Source organism: Dryocola boscaweniae (assembly GCF_025215095.1).
In the GTDB taxonomy this organism is placed as follows: domain Bacteria; phylum Pseudomonadota; class Gammaproteobacteria; order Enterobacterales; family Enterobacteriaceae; genus Dryocola; species Dryocola boscaweniae.
Map to the genome: position 1 here is coordinate 49,760 of NZ_JALHAP010000067.1, position 19,074 is coordinate 68,833.

16 protein-coding genes, 1 pseudogene and 1 other annotated feature are annotated in these 19,074 nt (G+C 53.6%); of the genes and pseudogenes, 15 read left to right on the forward strand and 2 right to left on the reverse strand.

Annotated features, from left to right (window positions below):
- Nucleotides 1-9: 9 nt before the first annotated feature.
- The 9 genes and pseudogenes from gyrB to MUA00_RS02225 all read left to right on the forward strand — a co-directional run bounded on the left by gyrB (nt 10) and on the right by MUA00_RS02225 (nt 10,389).
- The gene (gene gyrB / locus MUA00_RS02185) at nt 10-2,424 is read left to right on the forward strand and encodes a DNA topoisomerase (ATP-hydrolyzing) subunit B (protein WP_271121480.1); all 2,415 of its coding nucleotides are present in this window, start codon (nt 10-12) and stop codon (nt 2,422-2,424) included.
- A 231-nt stretch (nt 2,425-2,655) separates the two neighbouring features.
- Entirely contained in the window at nt 2,656-3,048 is a 393-nt protein-coding gene (locus tag MUA00_RS02190; protein ID WP_271121479.1) for a YidB family protein, read from the forward strand.
- A gap of 124 nt (nt 3,049-3,172) precedes the next feature.
- On the forward strand, nt 3,173-3,985 hold the full coding sequence (gene yidA, locus MUA00_RS02195) for a sugar-phosphatase (RefSeq protein ID WP_271121478.1): 813 nt from the start codon (nt 3,173-3,175) through the stop codon (nt 3,983-3,985).
- A gap of 225 nt (nt 3,986-4,210) precedes the next feature.
- A complete protein-coding gene (gene dgoR / locus MUA00_RS02200) occupies nt 4,211-4,894 on the forward strand; it encodes a D-galactonate utilization transcriptional regulator DgoR (RefSeq protein WP_271121477.1) in 684 nt (227 codons plus the stop codon).
- Nucleotides 4,891-5,775, forward strand: a complete 885-nt coding sequence (locus MUA00_RS02205) for a 2-dehydro-3-deoxygalactonokinase (protein ID WP_271121476.1) — start codon at nt 4,891-4,893, stop codon at nt 5,773-5,775. Before dgoR ends, MUA00_RS02205 begins: the two co-directional genes overlap by 4 nt.
- The gene (locus MUA00_RS02210) at nt 5,759-6,379 is read left to right on the forward strand and encodes a 2-dehydro-3-deoxy-6-phosphogalactonate aldolase (RefSeq protein WP_271121475.1); all 621 of its coding nucleotides are present in this window, start codon (nt 5,759-5,761) and stop codon (nt 6,377-6,379) included. The genes MUA00_RS02205 and MUA00_RS02210 overlap by 17 nt, the downstream gene beginning before the upstream one ends.
- Nucleotides 6,376-7,524 carry a galactonate dehydratase gene (gene dgoD, locus MUA00_RS02215; RefSeq protein WP_271121474.1) on the forward strand — a complete coding sequence of 383 codons (1,149 nt, stop codon included), beginning with the start codon at nt 6,376-6,378 and terminating at the stop codon, nt 7,522-7,524. Before MUA00_RS02210 ends, dgoD begins: the two co-directional genes overlap by 4 nt.
- A gap of 65 nt (nt 7,525-7,589) precedes the next feature.
- Nucleotides 7,590-8,926: pseudogene (locus MUA00_RS02220) on the forward strand (MFS transporter).
- A 194-nt stretch (nt 8,927-9,120) separates the two neighbouring features.
- Nucleotides 9,121-10,389, forward strand: coding sequence for a DUF3748 domain-containing protein (locus MUA00_RS02225; protein WP_271121473.1), 1,269 nt, complete (start codon nt 9,121-9,123; stop codon nt 10,387-10,389).
- On the opposite strand, the gene MUA00_RS02230 is transcribed toward MUA00_RS02225, so the two are convergent.
- Nucleotides 10,390-10,710, reverse strand: a complete 321-nt coding sequence (locus tag MUA00_RS02230; protein ID WP_271121527.1) for a YceK/YidQ family lipoprotein — start codon at nt 10,708-10,710, stop codon at nt 10,390-10,392.
- Between the two features lie 247 nt (nt 10,711-10,957).
- Nucleotides 10,958-11,033, forward strand: a sequence feature (ROSE (Repression Of Heat Shock gene Expression) occurs in the 5'-region of heat shock genes and acts as an RNA thermometer to modulate expression.).
- Between MUA00_RS02230 and ibpA the strand changes: the two genes are divergently transcribed.
- The 4 genes from ibpA (at nt 11,027) to MUA00_RS02250 (ending at nt 15,080) form a co-directional block, all read left to right on the forward strand.
- Entirely contained in the window at nt 11,027-11,440 is a 414-nt protein-coding gene (ibpA, locus tag MUA00_RS02235; RefSeq protein WP_271121472.1) for a small heat shock chaperone IbpA, read from the forward strand. It overlaps the preceding feature by 7 nt.
- A 109-nt stretch (nt 11,441-11,549) precedes the next feature.
- Nucleotides 11,550-11,978, forward strand: coding sequence for a small heat shock chaperone IbpB (gene ibpB / locus MUA00_RS02240; RefSeq protein ID WP_271121471.1), 429 nt, complete (start codon nt 11,550-11,552; stop codon nt 11,976-11,978).
- A 132-nt stretch (nt 11,979-12,110) separates the two neighbouring features.
- A complete protein-coding gene (locus MUA00_RS02245; RefSeq protein WP_271121470.1) occupies nt 12,111-13,316 on the forward strand; it encodes a GGDEF domain-containing protein in 1,206 nt (401 codons plus the stop codon).
- Nucleotides 13,317-13,418: 102 nt separating this feature from the next.
- Complete coding sequence (locus tag MUA00_RS02250; protein WP_271121469.1) at nt 13,419-15,080, forward strand: putative transporter; 1,662 nt, start codon at nt 13,419-13,421, stop codon at nt 15,078-15,080.
- 13 nt (nt 15,081-15,093) lie between these two features.
- On the opposite strand, the gene MUA00_RS02255 is transcribed toward MUA00_RS02250, so the two are convergent.
- The gene (locus MUA00_RS02255) at nt 15,094-15,816 is read right to left on the reverse strand and encodes a GntR family transcriptional regulator (protein ID WP_271121468.1); all 723 of its coding nucleotides are present in this window, start codon (nt 15,814-15,816) and stop codon (nt 15,094-15,096) included.
- Nucleotides 15,817-16,113: 297 nt separating this feature from the next.
- On the opposite strand from MUA00_RS02255, the gene MUA00_RS02260 reads away from it, so the two are divergent.
- Both MUA00_RS02260 and MUA00_RS02265 read left to right on the forward strand, forming a co-directional pair.
- On the forward strand, nt 16,114-17,736 hold the full coding sequence (locus MUA00_RS02260) for an alpha-glucoside-specific PTS transporter subunit IIBC (RefSeq protein ID WP_271121467.1): 1,623 nt from the start codon (nt 16,114-16,116) through the stop codon (nt 17,734-17,736).
- Complete coding sequence (locus MUA00_RS02265) at nt 17,733-19,055, forward strand: 6-phospho-alpha-glucosidase (protein WP_271121466.1); 1,323 nt, start codon at nt 17,733-17,735, stop codon at nt 19,053-19,055. Before MUA00_RS02260 ends, MUA00_RS02265 begins: the two co-directional genes overlap by 4 nt.
- Nucleotides 19,056-19,074 lie beyond the last annotated feature (19 nt).

Below are 19,074 nucleotides of genomic sequence, written 5' to 3' on the forward strand. Positions count from 1 at the left end.
GAAACGTTGATGTCGAATTCTTATGACTCCTCCAGTATCAAAGTCCTTAAGGGGCTGGATGCGGTACGTAAGCGCCCGGGCATGTATATCGGCGATACGGACGACGGCACCGGTCTGCACCACATGGTATTTGAGGTCGTGGATAACGCTATCGACGAAGCTCTTGCTGGCCACTGTAAAGATATCGTTGTCACCATCCATGCTGATAACTCCGTTTCCGTAACGGATGATGGCCGTGGTATCCCTACCGGTATTCACCCGGAAGAGGGCGTATCTGCGGCCGAAGTCATCATGACCGTGCTGCACGCAGGCGGTAAATTTGACGATAACTCCTATAAAGTTTCCGGTGGTCTGCACGGCGTAGGCGTATCGGTAGTTAACGCCCTGTCCCAGAAACTGGAACTGCTGATTCGCCGCGAAGGCAAAATCCATCAGCAGACCTACGTGCACGGCGTGCCGCAGGCGCCGCTGGCGGTTACTGGCGATACTGATGTCACCGGCACGCAGGTGCGTTTCTGGCCAAGCCACGAAACCTTCACCAACGTTATCGAGTTTGAATACGATATCCTGGCAAAACGCCTGCGCGAGCTGTCTTTCCTGAACTCCGGCGTGTCTATCCGCCTGATCGACAAACGCGACGGCCGTCAGGACCACTTCCATTACGAAGGCGGCATACGCGCGTTTGTTGAGTATCTCAACAAAAACAAAACCCCAATCCACCCAACCGTGTTCTATTTCAGCACTGAAAAAGACGGTATCGGCGTGGAAGTGGCGCTACAGTGGAACGACGGTTTCCAGGAAAACATCTACTGCTTTACCAACAATATCCCGCAGCGCGACGGTGGTACTCACCTGGCCGGTTTCCGCGCGGCGATGACGCGTACTCTGAACGCGTACATGGATAAAGAAGGCTACAGCAAGAAAGCGAAAGTCAGCGCCACCGGCGACGATGCCCGTGAAGGCCTGATTGCCGTGGTTTCTGTAAAAGTGCCGGATCCGAAATTCTCTTCTCAGACCAAAGACAAGCTGGTTTCTTCAGAAGTGAAATCTGCGGTTGAACAGCAGATGAACGAACTGCTGGCTGAATACCTGCTGGAAAACCCAAGCGACGCGAAAATCGTCGTCGGCAAAATTATCGATGCGGCTCGTGCCCGTGAAGCGGCGCGTCGCGCACGTGAAATGACTCGCCGTAAAGGCGCGCTGGACCTGGCTGGCCTGCCGGGCAAACTGGCGGACTGTCAGGAACGCGACCCGGCTCACTCCGAACTGTACCTTGTGGAAGGGGACTCTGCGGGCGGCTCTGCAAAACAGGGGCGTAACCGTAAGAACCAGGCGATCCTGCCGCTGAAAGGTAAAATCCTCAACGTTGAGAAAGCGCGCTTTGACAAAATGCTCGCCTCTCAGGAAGTGGCAACGCTTATCACCGCGCTGGGCTGCGGCATCGGCCGTGACGAATACAACCCGGACAAGCTGCGCTACCACAGCATCATCATCATGACGGATGCGGACGTCGATGGTTCTCACATCCGTACCCTGCTGCTGACCTTCTTCTACCGTCAGATGCCGGAAATCGTTGAGCGCGGTCACGTGTACATCGCCCAGCCGCCGCTTTACAAAGTGAAGAAAGGCAAGCAGGAGCAGTACATCAAAGATGACGAAGCGATGGATCAGTATCAGATCTCTATCGCTCTGGATGGCGCAACGCTGCATGCCAATGCCCACGCTCCTGCCCTGGCAGGCGAAGCGTTGGAAAAACTGGTCTCTGAATATAACGCATCCCAGAAAATGATTGGCCGCATGGAGCGTCGTTATCCGCGCAATCTGCTGAATAACCTGGTTTATCATCCAACGCTTGCGGAAGCCGATCTGGCAGACGAAAGCAAAGTGGCAGACTGGGTTTCCGCGCTGGTTACCCAACTTAACGAAAAAGAGCAGCACGGCAGCACCTGGAACTCCATCGTGCGTGAAAACCGCGAGCTGAACCTTTTCGAGCCGATCATTCGCGTGCGTACCCACGGTGTCGATACCGATTACCCGCTGGAGCACGAGTTTGTTGTGGGTGGCGAATACCGCCGTCTGTGCGCGCTCGGCGAGAAGCTGCGCGGTCTTATCGAAGAAGATGCGTTTATCGAACGTGGCGAGCGTCGACAGCCGATTGCCAGCTTCGAACAGGCGCTGGAGTGGCTGGTGAAAGAATCCCGTCGCGGTCTTTCTATTCAGCGCTACAAAGGTCTGGGCGAAATGAACCCGGATCAGCTTTGGGAAACCACCATGGATCCGGAAAGCCGCCGCATGCTGCGCGTTACCGTAAAAGATGCGATTGCAGCCGATCAGCTATTCACCACCCTGATGGGTGACGCCGTTGAGCCGCGTCGCGCCTTTATCGAAGAAAATGCCCTGAAAGCGGCGAACATCGATATCTAATCGTTAGTCAGCGACATGCTGGCGGGGAATTTACTCACCAGCATGTCGACCTTTAACGGCATATGCCGCGAATGTGCCCATAGCGCATGGGTTTGATAGATATTCTCCCGATCAACCCGCCTTCGGGAAAATCGTTTTGCCCTCCCTTGAACAGCCTGATTAAAAAGACGGTAACGGCCGGAAGTGACTACACTTTTAAAGCACACGTCGTAATCGCAAGAGGACAGAATCATGGGTCTATTCGATCAGGTTACCGGCATGTTGGGAGGTGGCGATGCAGGGAAATTCAAAGTCATCCTCAACTGGATAAATGAGCAGGGCGGCATACAGGCAATACTTGAGCAGTTCCGGCAAAAGGGCTTTGGAGAAGTCGTCACCTCGTGGTTGAGCGGCGCGCACAACCAGAGCGTTAATCCTGAACAGATACAGGACGTGCTGGGCACGCCGGCAATCAGCAACCTTGCTGAAAAACTCGGTATTGATGTGGGAAGTGCCGCAATTCTGTTGTCAGAGCAATTTCCGAAAATTGTCGATGCGCTTTCGCCCGATGGCGAAGTTAAGCATGACGAAGAGGATCTGCTGACCAGGGGTTATCACATCCTGCGTGATAAATTCTTCAGCTAATCAATAACGCCGCCTGCGGGCGGCGTTTCTTATAAAAAGGGACCTGTTTCAAACGAAACGTAGCTCTATTTTTGTGCGCGGAATCGCGTTAGCATGAAATAAACTCATCACCTCAGAAAATACCATGCCTATAAAACTTATTGCGATCGATATGGATGGCACTCTCCTGCTGCCGGATCACACCATTTCTCCTGCGGTTAAAAATGCCATTGCAGCCGCTCGCGAACGCGGCGTAAACGTAGTGCTGTGCACCGGCCGCCCTTTTGCTGGCGTTGAGAACTACCTCAAAGAGCTGCATATGGATAAACCGAACGACTACTGCATCACCTACAACGGCGCGCTGGTGCAGAAAGCGCACGACGGCAGCAGCGTTGCGCAAACCGCGCTGAATTACGATGACTACCGTTACCTGGAGCAGCTTTCCCGCGAGGTGGGCTCTCACTTCCATGCCCTCGATCGCTACACGCTTTATACCGCTAACCGCGATATCAGCTATTACACCGTCCATGAATCCTTTATCGCCAATATCCCACTGGTGTTCTGCGAAGCGGAGAATATGGATAAAAACGGCGAATTCCTCAAGGTGATGATGATCGACGATCCGGTCGTGCTGGATAAAGCCATCGCCAAAATCCCGGATGAAGCCCGGGAACGCTACACGCTGCTTAAAAGTTCGCCTTACTTCCTGGAAATCCTCGATAAGCGCGTGAATAAAGGCACGGGCGTGAAGGCGCTGGCAGAAGCGCTGGGCATTAAGCAGGAAGAAATCATGACGCTTGGCGATCAGGAAAACGATATCGCCATGCTGGAATATGCTGGCATGGGCGTTGCGATGGGCAACGCTATCGACAAAGTGAAAGAAGTGAGCAACTTCGTCACCAAATCCAACCTTGAAGACGGCGTAGCGTACGCCATTGAGAAGTTTGTGCTGAACTGATTTCCCGGTAATGAGAAAGCCCTGGCCCACGCCGGGGTTTTTTTTGCCTTTTATAAAGTGAATTGTCTGTTTTGTGATCCAAATTGTAGTACAACATATGTTTGTTGTACTACATTGTGCGCATAGACAAGAGTATGTGCTTCACATTTGTACTTCAAAATAGCGGCGATTTTCGACGCTCACGGTAAAGTAGTGGTTATTTCCCCTTTGATAACAGGATTAACCATGACCAAGACAGACCGCATTATCGTGACGCTGGGTAAGCAAATTATTGAAGGCAAGTACACGCCGGGCGCCGCGTTACCGGCAGAGGCTGAGCTTTGCGAAGAGTTCGAGACTTCGCGCAACATCATCCGCGAAGTATATCGCTCGCTGATGGCGAAAAGGCTTATCGAGATGAAGCGTTACCGCGGGGCTTTTGTCTCGCCGCGTAATCAGTGGAACTACCTCGATACCGAGGTGTTGCAGTGGGTGTTGGAAAATGACTATGACCCACGCCTGATTAGCGCGATGAGCGAGGTGCGCAACCTGGTCGAACCGGCCATTGCCCGCTGGGCTGCGGAACGCGCCACGTCGAGCGACCTGGCAAAAATTGAAGCCGCGCTCAACGACATGGTGGCGCATAACCAGGATCGGGATGCTTTTAACGAAGCGGATATTCGCTACCACGAAGCGGTGCTGGAATCGGTGCATAACCCGGTGCTCCAGCAGCTAAGCGTGGCGATAAGTTCGCTACAGCGTGCCGTCTTCGAGCGTACCTGGATGGGCGATGAGGCCAACATGCCAAAAACGCTGCAGGAACATAAAGCGCTGTTTGATGCGATACGGCACCAGGACAGCCAGGCCGCGGAGCAGGCGGCGCTCACCATGATCGCAAGCTCCACCAAACGACTAAAGGACATCACATGACATCAGGCTACATCGCTATTGACTGGGGATCGACCAACCTCCGCGCCTGGCACTACCGGGACGGCGTTTGCGTTGACAGCCGACAAACCGCGGCTGGGGTCACCCGGCTGAACGGCAAATCCCCGCAGGCGGTGTTCGATGAAGTCACCCATGGCTGGCGCGAGCAGGACACGCCGGTTCTGATGGCCGGTATGGTCGGCAGCAACGCGGGCTGGAAAATCGCCCCTTATCTGCCTTGCCCGGCACCATTCGCAAGCCTTAGCCAGCAGCTTACGCCAGTACTGGACAAAGTCTGGATTATTCCCGGCCTGAGCGTGCAGCATGATGATAACTGCAACGTGATGCGCGGCGAAGAAACCCAACTGCTGGGCGCTAAAACCTTAAGTCCGGCGCCGCTTTACATCATGCCGGGAACCCACTGCAAATGGGTACATGCCGATGAGCGCACGGTGCAGGACTTTCGCACCGTAATGACCGGCGAGCTGCACCACCTCCTGCTGAATTATTCGCTGATCGGTGCAGGCCTGCCGGAACAAAAAGAAAGTTTTAGCGCTTTTAACGCTGGACTGGAACGCGGCATCAACGACCGCGACTTGCTGCCTCGCCTGTTTGAAGTACGGGCCGCCCATGTTCTTGGCGGACTTCCTCGCGAAGAAGTCAGTGAGTTTCTTTCCGGGCTGCTGATTGGCAACGAAGCGGCGGCAATGACCCGCCATTATGCGTTGGACAATCAGCAACCCGTCACCCTCGTTGCTAACCCATCACTTAGCCGGCGCTATGTTACCGCGCTGTCGCTGCTGGGCTTCCGGACGAAAGTACTGGACGGCGACGAAGCATTTCAGGCAGGAATAAGGAGTATTGCAAATGCAGTGGCAAACTAATCTTCCGCTCATCGCTATTTTACGCGGAATCACTCCGGATGAAGCGCATGCTCATGTTGCAGCGTTGCTGGACGCGGGATTCGACGCGATTGAAATTCCGCTCAACTCGCCAGAGTGGCAAAGAAGTATCCCGGCGATGGTTGAAGCTTTTGGACATCAGGCGTTGATCGGCGCCGGCACCGTGCTTAAGCCCGCGCAGGTGGATGAGCTTGCCAGAATGGGCGGCAAGCTGGTGGTGACGCCGAACACGCAGCCGGACGTTATTCGTCGTGCGGTCGCGAATGGTATGACCGTATGCGCGGGCTGCGCCACAGCCTCAGAAGCTTTTACCGCACTGGATGCGGGCGCTCAGGCGCTGAAAATATTCCCCTCTTCCTCTTTCGGCCCGGACTACATCAAAGCGTTAAAAGCAGTACTCCCGCCGGATGTACCCGTCTTCGCCGTCGGGGGCGTCACGCCGGAAAACCTGGCGCTCTGGCTAAAAGCCGGTTGTGCCGGCGCCGGGCTTGGCAGCGATTTATACCGTGCCGGACAACCCGTAGCCCGCACCATTGAGAAAGCGAAAGCATTTGTTAAAGCGTATCAAGAGGCTGTGCAATCATGAAAATTACTAAACTGACCACCTACCGTTTACCCCCGCGCTGGATGTTCCTGAAAATCGAAACCGATGAAGGAATTGTCGGCTGGGGGGAGCCGGTGATCGAAGGACGAGCGAAAAGCGTTGAAGCGGCTGTACATGAATTAGGTGAGTTATTAATTGGTCAGGAGCCGGCGCGTATTAATGATTTATGGCAGGTGATGTATCGTGGCGGTTTTTATCGCGGCGGACCAATATTAATGAGCGCCATTTCCGGCATCGACCAGGCGCTATGGGATATTAAAGGTAAAGTATTAAACGCCCCTGTCTGGCAATTAATGGGTGGTTTAGTTCGCGATAAAATCAAGGCCTACAGTTGGGTCGGCGGCGATCGCCCGGCTGAAGTAATCGATGGTATTAAATCGTTGCGCCAGATTGGCTTTGATACCTTTAAATTAAATGGCTGCGAAGAAATGGGGGTTATTGATAACTCCCGCAAAGTTGACGCCGCCGTAAATACTGTTGCCCAGATCCGCGAAGCGTTTGGCAATGAGATCGAGTTTGGCCTGGATTTCCACGGCCGCGTCAGCGCCCCGATGGCGAAAGTGCTGATTAAAGAGCTGGAACAATATCGCCCTTTGTTTATTGAAGAGCCGGTGCTGGCAGAGCAGGCGGAATATTATCCTCGCCTGGCCGCTCAGACTCATATTCCTATCGCCGCCGGTGAGCGCATGTTCTCACGCTTTGAGTTTAAACGCGTGCTGGAAGCAGGCGGACTGGCGATTCTGCAACCCGACCTGTCCCACGCGGGCGGGATCACTGAATGCTACAAAATTGCCGGAATGGCAGAAGCTTATGACGTCGCGCTGGCGCCGCACTGCCCGTTAGGACCGATTGCGCTTGCTGCCTGCTTGCATATTGACTTTGTGTCCCGCAACGCCGTATTCCAGGAGCAGAGCATGGGCATTCATTATAATAAAGGCGCAGAACTGCTCGATTTTGTAAAAAATAAGGACGATTTCAAAATGGATGGCGGTCACTTTATGCCATTAATGAAGCCGGGGCTCGGCGTGGAAATAGACGAAGAGCAGGTTATTGAACGCAGTAAAAATGTTATCGACTGGCGCAATCCATTATGGCGTTATCCTGATGGTTCCGTCGCTGAATGGTAATTCCCTGCTGTTAACATAGCGCTAAAAAATATTAAAGATAAAACACCCTCTGTAATAAACAGGGCATGGTGGCTGGTCAAGCTATGCCCAATTTCTGGAGACAGATGTTATGGATATTTCTGTAACTGCTGCAAAACCTACACGCCGTCGTTATTTAACGTTAGTTATGATCTTTATTACGGTGGTTATTTGTTATGTGGATCGAGCAAACCTTGCGGTGGCATCGGCTCATATTCAGGAGGAGTTTGGCATTACCAAAACCGAGATGGGTTATATCTTCTCGGCATTTGCCTGGCTCTATACTTTGTGTCAGATCCCGGGCGGCTGGTTCCTTGACCGCGTGGGGTCGCGAATGACCTATTTTATCGCAATTTTCGGCTGGTCCGTGGCGACGCTCTTCCAGGGCTTTGCGACAGGATTAATGTCGCTGATTGGTCTGCGTGCTATCACCGGTATTTTCGAAGCGCCCGCGTTTCCAACTAACAACCGCATGGTGACAAGCTGGTTCCCGGAGCGTGAACGCGCTTCCGCCGTGGGTTTTTACACCTCCGGTCAGTTTGTGGGACTTGCATTTCTCACCCCGCTGCTTATCTGGATTCAGGAGCTGCTGAGCTGGCACTGGGTATTTATTATTACCGGTGGGATTGGCATCGTCTGGTCATTTATCTGGATTAAGGTTTATCAGGCGCCTCGCGCCAGTAAAGGTATTAACAACGCGGAGCTGGACTATATTCGCGATGGCGGCGGGCTGGTCGATGGCGACGCGCCGGGCGAAAAGAAAAACCGCGTCAAAATGACCGCCGCTGACTGGAAATTAGTGTTCCACCGCAAGCTGGTGGGCGTTTATCTCGGGCAATTTGCCGTGACGTCTACCCTGTGGTTCTTCCTGACCTGGTTCCCGAACTACCTGACGCAGGAAAAGGGTATTACCGCCCTGAAAGCCGGATTTATGACAACGGTACCGTTCCTTGCCGCATTCTTCGGCGTGTTGCTCTCGGGCTGGGTCGCCGACAGGCTGGTGCGCAAAGGCTATTCGCTGGGAATTGCGCGTAAAACGCCAATCATCTGCGGGCTGCTTATTTCTACCTGTATTATGGGCGCGAACTACACTAATGACCCGGTATGGATCATGACGCTGATGGCCATTGCGTTCTTCGGTAACGGTTTCGCCTCCATCACCTGGTCTCTGGTTTCGTCGCTGGCGCCGATGCGCCTGATTGGCCTGACTGGCGGCGTATTTAACTTTGTCGGTGGCCTGGGGGGCATCACCGTTCCTCTGGTTATTGGCTATCTGGCACAAAGCTACGGCTTCGCTCCGGCGCTGGTTTATATCTCAGCGGTGGCGTTGCTCGGCGCGCTTTCCTACATTCTGCTGGTGGGTAAAGTAGAAAGGGTAGGCTAAAAATCGCTGACAAAGAAGGAAAAAGCGTGGTTTTTCCTTCTTTGTAGTTAGCAGCCGAAAATCGCTAATTCGATTTTCCTTTTTATTTTTTGACGAGTATTTTTCGTCTTTTCCTCGCATTAAATTTGTTATGAGTATGGGCTAAAACATTCCTTTGTTTTACCCTGAGGCGTCTAACGCTTCAGGGTAAAATCGTGTCTAAACAACTCACCTTCGCACCGCGCCACCATCAGCTTACCAACATCAATGTCTGGACGCCGGACAGCCGGTGGCTCGCTTTTGACGTTCGTCCCTCCGGCGCTTCCTTCACTGGCAAAACTATCGAACGCGTGAACGTCGATTCCGGCGAAGTTGAAGTGATTTATCAGGCTCCGGTCGGTTCGCACGTGGGCGTGGTGACGGTAAACCCGCAGGCGCCCGCGCGGTATGTTTTTATCCACGGCCCGGAAAATCCGGATGAAAACTGGCAATACGATTTTCATCATCGTCGTGGCGTGGTGGTGGAAAACGGTGCGGCGGAGAATCTGGATGCGATGGATATCACCGCGCCGTTTACTCCCGGCGCTTTGCGCGGCGGCAGCCATGTGCACGTCTGGAGTCCGGACGGTTCTCGCCTGAGCTTTACCTATAACGACCATGTAATGCATGAGTACGATCCAAAGCTGGACTTACGCAACGTAGGCGTTGCGCTGCCTTTCGGCCCGGTCCGCCCGCCAAAACAACATCCCCGCGAATATGATGGCAGTCATTACTGCGTGCTGGTCAGCCGCACGACCGCATCACCTCGTCCGGGAAGCGACGATATTAACCGTGCCTGTGAAGAAGGTTGGGTGGGTGATAACGGCTATGCTAAGCCCGATGGCAGCCAGCAACGCTGGGCGCTGGCTTTTATCGGCGATACGCTTTCTGAACAAGGCGAAAAAGTGCCGGAGCTGTTTATTGTCGATCTGCCAGATAATGAAGCGGCCTGGCGTATGGCCGGGGGCGAACCGCTGGAGGGCACGAAAACTACGCTTCCGTCACCGCCTGCCGGTGTGCAGCAGCGCCGCCTGACGTTTACGCATCAGCGACGCTTCCCGGGTCTGGCCAGTCAGCCGCGACACTGGGTGCGCAGCAATCCGGAAGGCCGCAGGCTGGCTTTCCTGATGAAAGATGAAAATGGCGTAGTGCAGGTCTGGCTGATTTCACCAAACGGCGGCGAACCACAGCAGCTTACGCATGGGGATACGGACATTCAGTCAGCCTTTAACTGGCATCCTTCCGGAAAGTTTTTGGGATTTGTGCTCGGGGGCCGGGTGGTGCTTTGCGATGCGCAAAGCGGGGAAATCACGCCGCTGACGCAGCCGGGTCGCGACGCGCCGTCTGCCGATGCGATTGTCTTTTCCCCCGACGGAAAATACATCGCCTGGATGCAGGATGTGAACGGCTTCCGTCAGATTTTTATCTCGCTGACGGGGCGGTAATCACTGGGCTGGCGGGATGACGGAATTGGTAGCCAAATTCTTGCTCTCGCTGGCTTCTACCCGGGATTTGACCGATTTATCGGTGCGGAACATATCCCACGGCAACAACACGGTATCCATCACCGCCGTAAAAGGCATATCGAGCGCCACGAAGGGTTTGTATCCCCAACTGGTTTCGCTGTCGGTCAGCATATCGTAGCTGGCACGAGTTCCTGGATAGTATCCCTCTTGCCCGCCGGTGTGGGTCATCACGCTTGAGCAGCCGCTCATAACAAGCAATCCGCTGCTCAGAATCATTTTGGGAAGATAGCTTTTCATCATCACGGCCATGTTCATTTTAAACGACCCTTTTCGGGCCAGGCTGCACGCGGTTATATCATCGGCGCAGAGAAAAAATATGTTGAACTCGCCGCTCTGTGGCGGCTGTCGCAGATAATTCCGGTTTACTTCCTGCTTTAGTCTATGTATTGACCGCGAAAGCCGCAAAAAATTTCCTTTTGTTCACCTTGAAAAACATGACGTCGCATCCATTTTAAGAACGTGACCATAAGAGTATGCCGGAAGGGTGCTCGGTAATCCCGGCCTGTCCACGATGGAAGGCTAATATGATCCTCGCTGATTTCAGGAGTTTTGATTTATGCGTAATTTCGATTTATCCCCGCTTTATCGTTCAGCCATTGGTTTCGATCGTCTGTTCAACCTGCTCGAAAATAACCAAAGCCAAAGCAACGGTGGCTATCCTCCGTATAACGTTGAGCTGGTCGACGAAAACAACTATCGCATAGCCATTGCGGTTGCGGGTTTTGCTCAAAGCGAACTGGAAATTACCGCCCAGGATAACCTGCTGATAGTAAAAGGCGCCCACGCTGGCGAACAACCAGAACGCACCTATCTTTACCAGGGCATTGCCGAGCGGAATTTCGAGCGCAAATTCCAGTTGGCTGAAAATATCCATATTCGCGGCGCGAACCTGGTAAATGGTCTGCTTTATATCGATCTTGAGCGTGTTATTCCTGAATCGATGAAACCACGCCGCATCGAAATTAATTAATTTCACGGGCGGCCGCCGGCTGCCCGAATAAAACTAGCTTGCCGATTGGGAGCTAATGGCAATCCGCATATTGCCACGTATCAACTCGCTTCACAGAAGGAGAAAACTTATGCGTAACTACGATTTATCCCCCCTGCTGCGTCAATGGATCGGTTTTGACAAACTGGCTAACGCCCTGCAAACCGCCAACGAAACGCAGAGCTTCCCGCCTTACAATATTGAAAAAGGCGACGACAACCATTACCGCATTACCCTTGCGCTGGCAGGCTTCCGTCAGGAAGATTTGGCTATTGAACTCGAAGGCACGCGCCTGAGCGTTAAAGGCACGCCTGTGAAACCGGAAAAAGAAATCAACTGGCTGCATCAGGGCCTGGTGATGCAACCCTTTAGCCTGAGCTTTACGCTGGCTGAGCATATGCACGTTTCCGGCGCGAGCTTCGCCAACGGGCTGCTGCACATTGATTTAGTGCGGGAAATCCCAGCGGAGATTGCTCCACAGCGCATCGTCATCAGCGAGCATCCTGCCCTCAATAGTTAAACCGTAAACGGGGCTTTGGCCCCGTTTTTTCTTCCTGCCCCCCATTATGTTAACTTCCCCCTGGTGACTTATATTTACTGCAATGAATCTGTGTTGCGCCTTGCAGGAAAGAAAACGTACGGGTGAGGGAAAATGGTTTTTGGAAAAATAAGAACGTTATTAAAGGCCGTCATCGACGACTATATCCTTCAGCTCGCACGGGTAAACTTCAGGGAAACGCCGGAATATCATGCGCTTTTAGTTAGGTCGACGCGCTCGGCGCTTAGCTCAGCCATTCGCTGGCTTTGGCTGGTCGGCGTAACGTGCTCGTCCTTTATTCTCACCCAGCGCGAGATCCTCAGCCTCGAAGGTATGCAAAGCAATGGCGGGCCGTTAAGTGAATACGTTCATCGCGCGACGCTGTTTTTTCTGGTTTTACTGCTTGTTTTCGCGCTGCTTTCCCGCTTCCACTGGGCTAAGCATATCGGCGCCTTGAAAAATAATATGCTGGCTGCAGGTTTTGCCTTTTTGGGCTGCTATTGGGGGCTTGTGATTTTTTTTATGTCGGCCAATCAGCAGATTATTTTTTCTATGTCGCTGTATTTTATTCTTATTTTTTCCTCGCTGGCCGCGCTTTATGTGTCGGCGCTGTGCCTGTACAGCTTTGTTGTTCCCGTCACTTTGTTACCTCTTATTGCTAAGCTGATTTATTTTCCTCCGGTTAATGTGATTAATGTGCTCGGCGTTTTTGTCGCGCTATTTCTGGTGGAAACCGGCAGACGCATGCTGAGCCACTGGTTTATTCAGGCGATTCGCCAGGAATATACCAACCAGACTTATGCCGCCGCGCTTGATGAAATTGCGCATAGCGATCCGTTAACCCGCATTGCCAACCGTCGTCAGTTTGACGGCCGCCTTAATAAGCTGATTACGCTCGCTCCGCTTTCCAATACTCCGCCGACGGTCATCCTGATAGATGTCGATTACTTCAAAAAATACAACGACCGCTACGGGCATCTGATGGGCGACGAGTGCCTGGTCAGCGTAACCCAGGCGCTAACCCGCGCGGTTCGTAACGCCGGGGATTTGGTTGCCCGTTATGGCGGCGAGGAGTTTGTGGTTGTTCTGTCGGACGTTACGCTTGAGCGGGCCCAGGATATTGCAGTTCGAATCAAAACCGAAATTAACTCGCTTGCCATTCCACATGCCGCATCCGACGTTGCCGATCACGTCACGATAAGCCAGGGAATTGCCCAGTGGCGGCCCGGCGAATCTGTAGAAAAGCTGCTTTCCCGGGCCGACAGCGCGCTCTACCGCTCAAAAGAACAGGGCAGAAATCGCTTTAGCGTTGCGGATTAACTTCCTTAACGATGGAGCCTTTTGTGCTCCATACCCCATTAAGACATCTGCCGCTCTGAGAGAATCCTTGTAGATAATAATGTTATTCACAAGGAATGAATCATGAGTGGAATAGCGTTAACCGTCAGCATGCTTGCGCTGGTGGCAGTCGTTGGCTTATGGATTGGCAATATTAAAATCCGTGGCGTGGGTTTTGGCATCGGAGGCGTGCTTTTCGGCGGCATTATCGTTGGCCACTTTGTGAATCAGGCGGGCATTAGCCTGAACAGCGATATGCTTCATTTCATTCAGGAATTTGGCCTGATTCTCTTCGTTTACACCATCGGCATTCAGGTGGGGCCGGGGTTCTTTTCTTCTCTGCGCGTGTCCGGGCTGCGCCTTAACCTGTTCGCTATTTTAATTGTGGTCATCGGGGCGCTGGTTACCGCGCTTATCTACAAAGTTTTCGACGTTCCGCTGCCGGTAGTGCTGGGGATTTTCTCCGGGGCCGTTACCAACACGCCCGCGCTCGGCGCCGGGCAGCAAATTCTCACCGATCTTGGCACGCCTGTGAATCTCGTCAACCAGATGGGGATGAGCTATGCGATGGCCTATCCATTCGGGATCTGCGGGATTTTGCTCAGCATGTGGCTGGTGCGTCTGGTCTTTCGCATCAACGTGGAACGCGAAGCGCAGCAGTTTGATATCAGCAACGGCCACAGCCATGCCCAGCTTCATACGATGAATATCTGCGTGGCGAACCCGAACCTGAACGGGCTGCCGATTCAGGACGTGCCTATTCTTAATAGCGATGAAATCATCTGTTCACGCCTGAAGCGCGGCGAGCTGCTGATGGTGCCTTCGCCGGGCACGGTTATCCAGACCGGCGACTTTCTGCATCTCGTCGGCATGGAGCAGGATCTCCGTAAAGCGCTGCTGGTGATTGGACAGGAAGTCGATACGTCGCTCTCCACGCGCGGCACTGATTTACGCGTCGAACGCGTGGTGGTGACGAATGAAAAAGTGCTCGGCAAAAAAATCCGCGACCTGCATCTGAAGCAAAAATACGACGTGGTTATCTCGCGCCTGAACCGTGCCGGGGTTGAGCTGGTTGCAAGCAGCAATGCCAGCCTGCAATTCGGCGATATCCTCAACCTGGTTGGCCGTCCGGAGTCGATTGAAGCTGTCGCCAATGAAGTGGGCAACGCACAGCAAAAACTTCAGCAGGTGCAGATGCTGCCGGTGTTTATCGGCATCGGGCTGGGCGTGCTGCTGGGGTCGATTCCGGTATTTATTCCCGGCTTCCCGGTGGCGCTGCGGCTTGGCCTTGCGGGCGGGCCGCTGATTATGGCGATTATCCTTGGGCGAATCGGCAGCATCGGCAAGCTTTACTGGTTTATGCCGCCGAGCGCGAACCTTGCTTTGCGCGAGCTCGGCATCGTACTGTTCCTGGCGGTCGTCGGCCTTAAATCCGGCGGAGATTTTATCGGCACGCTGTTGCACGGCGACGGCGTTAGCTGGATTGGCTACGGCATCCTGATCACCGCCATCCCGCTTATTACGACCGGCCTGCTGGCGCGGATATTCGCCAGAATGAATTATCTGACGCTGTGCGGCATGCTGGCGGGGTCGATGACCGATCCTCCGGCGCTGGCCTTCGCTAATGGTTTGCACGCCACAAGCGGCGCGGCTGCGCTGTCTTACGCAACGGTTTATCCGCTGGTTATGTTTCTGCGTATTATCACGCCGCAGTTGCTGGCGGTGATTTTCTGGGGCGTGATGTAGATTAACTGCCCGCTTACGCGGGCAGCTCTTTTACATGTTCGCGCCGCAAGTGGTAATCCACCTGGTACTCGCTGGCGTTTCTGAACATCACTGAATAATTCACGAAGTCGCCGCTGTCGCTGTAGGACAGCGATGTGATGCGCAGTATCGGCGTTAGCTCGTTGATATTCAGCAGCTTAGCCATTTTTTTGTCCGCCAGCACCGGTGTGAGGCTTTCGTAGTTGCCGCACACAGTAATGTGGCATTCATCTTCTATGTAGCTGAACTTTGACCCTTCCAGATGCGCTACGGACAAGTTGCGGAATAATTTCACCGGCATATAGCTGTCTTCCACCATCAGCGGCTTGCCTTCTACCGAACGTACCCGGCGCGAGTAGTAGATCCGTTCATCAATTTTAATGCGTAGCTGGCTCGCGATGGCTGGCGGCGCGGGCATCACCACAAATTCCAGCACGTCGCTGACCACTTCCTTTCCCTGATTGCGCATCACCTCAATAAACCCGGTCAGATTGGTGGTTTCATGGTGAACATCTTTCTTTGCTACATAGGTTCCGCTGCCGTGGCGGCGGACCACCAGCCCCCAGCTCACCAGCAAATCGACCGCCTTGCGAATGGTCATACGCGACACGCCAAACTCTTCCGCCAGGCGTATTTCCGCAGGCAGCGGGCTGCCAATACTGTAATCGGCTGAATTAAGCCGAATACGTAGCCTGTCAGCAATAGATTTATAGATCACCCGTAGACCTCTTAGCGGCTTCGCGCTGCGCTTAATGAACCTTCATTTCATCTATTAATTATCTGATTTAAAAATAATTATTATCAAATTCACCCAATGAATGTTCTGTGCAAAATCGTCGTGTACAGATTTGACTTAAAAAGTAGACAACTTAGCCCAAACAAAAACCATGAAAGCGATCACGAATCGGTGTGGCGGGCAAAGATAAGTCACCCGTGCCTCCCTACTCTGGGTCTCAGACCAGCGTTAGAAAAAGAAGGTCACTTACCCTACAGGTTGTTACGTGAGGATTTAAAAATGCTCAGTCAAATACAACGTTTTGGTGGCGCAATGTTTACCCCGGTGCTGTTATTTCCGTTTGCCGGGATAGTAGTAGGCATCGCCATTATGCTGCGCAACCCGATGTTCGTCGGCGAAGCGCTAACCGCACCCGATAATTTATTCGCGCAAATCGTCCACATTATTGAAGAGGGCGGCTGGACGGTATTTCGTAACATGCCGTTGATTTTCGCCGTCGGTTTGCCGATTGGCCTCGCAAAACAGGCTCAGGGCCGCGCTTGCTTAGCCGTACTGGTCAGCTTCCTGACCTGGAACTACTTTATCAATGCGATGGGCATGACCTGGGGTCATTACTTCGGCGTCGATTTCAGCGCCGACCCGGTTGCCGGCACCGGATTAACCATGATTGCCGGTATTAAAACGCTTGATACCAGCATCATCGGTGCGATCGTTATCTCCGGGTTCGTCACGGCCATACATAACCGCTATTTCGAGAAACAGCTTCCGGTATTTCTGGGCATTTTCCAGGGCAGCTCGTTCGTGGTGATTGTGGCCTTCTTCGCCATGATCCCCTGCGCCTGGCTCACTTTGTTTGGCTGGCCAAAAGTGCAGATGGGCATTGAATCCTTACAGGAGTTCTTGCGCAGCGCCGGTTCGCTGGGCGTGTGGGTTTATATCTTCCTTGAGCGCATTCTGATCCCAACCGGGCTGCATCACTTTATCTACGGTCCCTTTATCTTCGGTCCGGCGGTAGTTGAAGGGGGAATTCAGATGTACTGGGCGCAGCATCTGCAGGAATTCAGCCAGAGCACGCTGCCGCTGAAAACTCTGTTCCCGGAAGGCGGTTTTGCCCTGCACGGAAACTCTAAAATATTCGGCTGCCTGGGTATCGCGTTTGCTCTCTACGCCACCGCTGCGCCTGAAAATCGCGTCAAAGTCGCCGGGCTGCTTATCCCCGCAACGCTCACAGCCATGCTGGTGGGAATTACCGAGCCGCTGGAGTTCACCTTCCTGTTTATCTCGCCTGTGCTGTTTGCGGTACACGCTTTCCTTGCCGCAACCATGGCGACCGTAATGTATATGTGCGGCGTGGTGGGCAACATGGGCGGCGGCCTGCTCGACCAGTTCCTGCCGCAAAACTGGATACCGATGTTCCACAACCACGCCTCGACGGTGTTGACCCAGATCGGCATTGGCCTGGCCTTCACCGGCATCTACTTCATGGTCTTCCGCACGCTGATTCTGCGCTTCAACCTGAAAACGCCGGGCCGCGAAGAAAGCGAAGTGAAGCTCTACAGCAAGGCGGACTACAAGGCTTCCCGCGGCCAGACCACCGCGGCGGCGGCGAAAGAAAGCAAACAAGGCCAGGCTGCCGGCTTCCTCGAGGCGCTTGGCGGCACCAGCAACATCCTCAGCATGAATAACTGCGCTACCCGCTTACGTATCACTCTTGCTGACATGGCGATGACGCAAAGTGATGACATTTTCAAAGCCCTTGGCGCCCACGGCGTGGTGCGACGCGGCAACGGTATTCAGGTAATTGTGGGTCTGCATGTCCCGCAGGTCCGTGACCAGATAGAAACCCTGATGAAAGACACTTCTTCGAGCGAACTTACATCCATGACGGAGGCAGTATCATGAAAAAATTCTCTGTAGTCGTAGCCGGTGGCGGCAGCACTTTTACGCCAGGTATCGTCCTGATGTTACTGGCAAACCAGCACCGCTTTCCGCTGCGCGCCCTGAAATTCTACGATAACGACGGCGCGCGTCAGGAAACCATCGCCGAGGCGTGCAAAGTCATCCTGAAAGAACAGGCGCCGGACATTGAATTCAGCTATACCACGGACCCGAAACAGGCGTTTACCGATGTGGATTTTGTTATGGCTCATATCCGCGTGGGCAAATACCAGATGCGCGAAAAAGACGAAAAAATCCCGCTTCGCCACGGCGTTCTGGGCCAGGAAACCTGCGGACCGGGCGGAATTGCTTACGGAATGCGCTCCATTGGCGGCGTGTTAGAAATTGTCGACTACATGGAAAAATACTCGCCGAACGCGTGGATGCTGAACTATTCCAACCCGGCGGCGATTGTGGCAGAGGCGACTCGTCGCCTGCGCCCGGCGGCGAAAATCCTCAACATTTGCGATATGCCAATCGGCATCGAAAGCCGTATGGCGCAAATCGCCGGGCTGAAAGACCGCAAAGAAATGCGCGTGCGTTATTACGGGCTCAATCACTTCGGCTGGTGGACTTCCATTGAGGACCAGCAGGGCAACGATTTAATGCCGAAAATTCGCGAACATGTTGCTAAACATGGCTATGTGCCGCCAACGGATGAACACGGCGTTGAAGCAAGCTGGAACGACACTTTCGCAAAAGCGAAAGATGTCTGGGCGCTGGACCCGGACACTTTCCCGAACACTTATCTTAAGTACTACCTGTTCCCGGACTATGTGGTGCAACACTCAAATCCCGAGCGTACCCGCGCCAACGAAGTGATGGATCACCGTGAGAAAAACGTCTTCGGTTCCTGCAACGCCATTATCCAGGCCGGTAAATCGTCTGCGGGCGATCTGGAAATTGATGAACATGCTTCCTATATCGTCGATCTGGCGACGGCTATCGCCTTTAACACCCAGGAACGCATGCTGCTGATTGTGCCGAACAACGGCGCTATCAATAACTTCGATCCGGAAGCGATGGTTGAAATCCCTTGCCTGGTGGGGAAAAGCGGGCCGGAGCCTCTGGTGGTAGGCAATATTCCACAGTTCCAGAAAGGGCTGATGAGCCAGCAGGTGGCGGTAGAGAAACTGGTGGTGGATGCGTGGGAGCACCGTTCCTACCAGAAGCTGTGGCAGGCCATTACGCTGTCGAAAACCGTGCCGAGCGCGTCGGTCGCCAAAGCGATTCTGGATGATTTGATTGAGGCAAACAGAGAATACTGGCCTGAGCTGAAGTAAAGGCTGCCGGGTGAGGGCG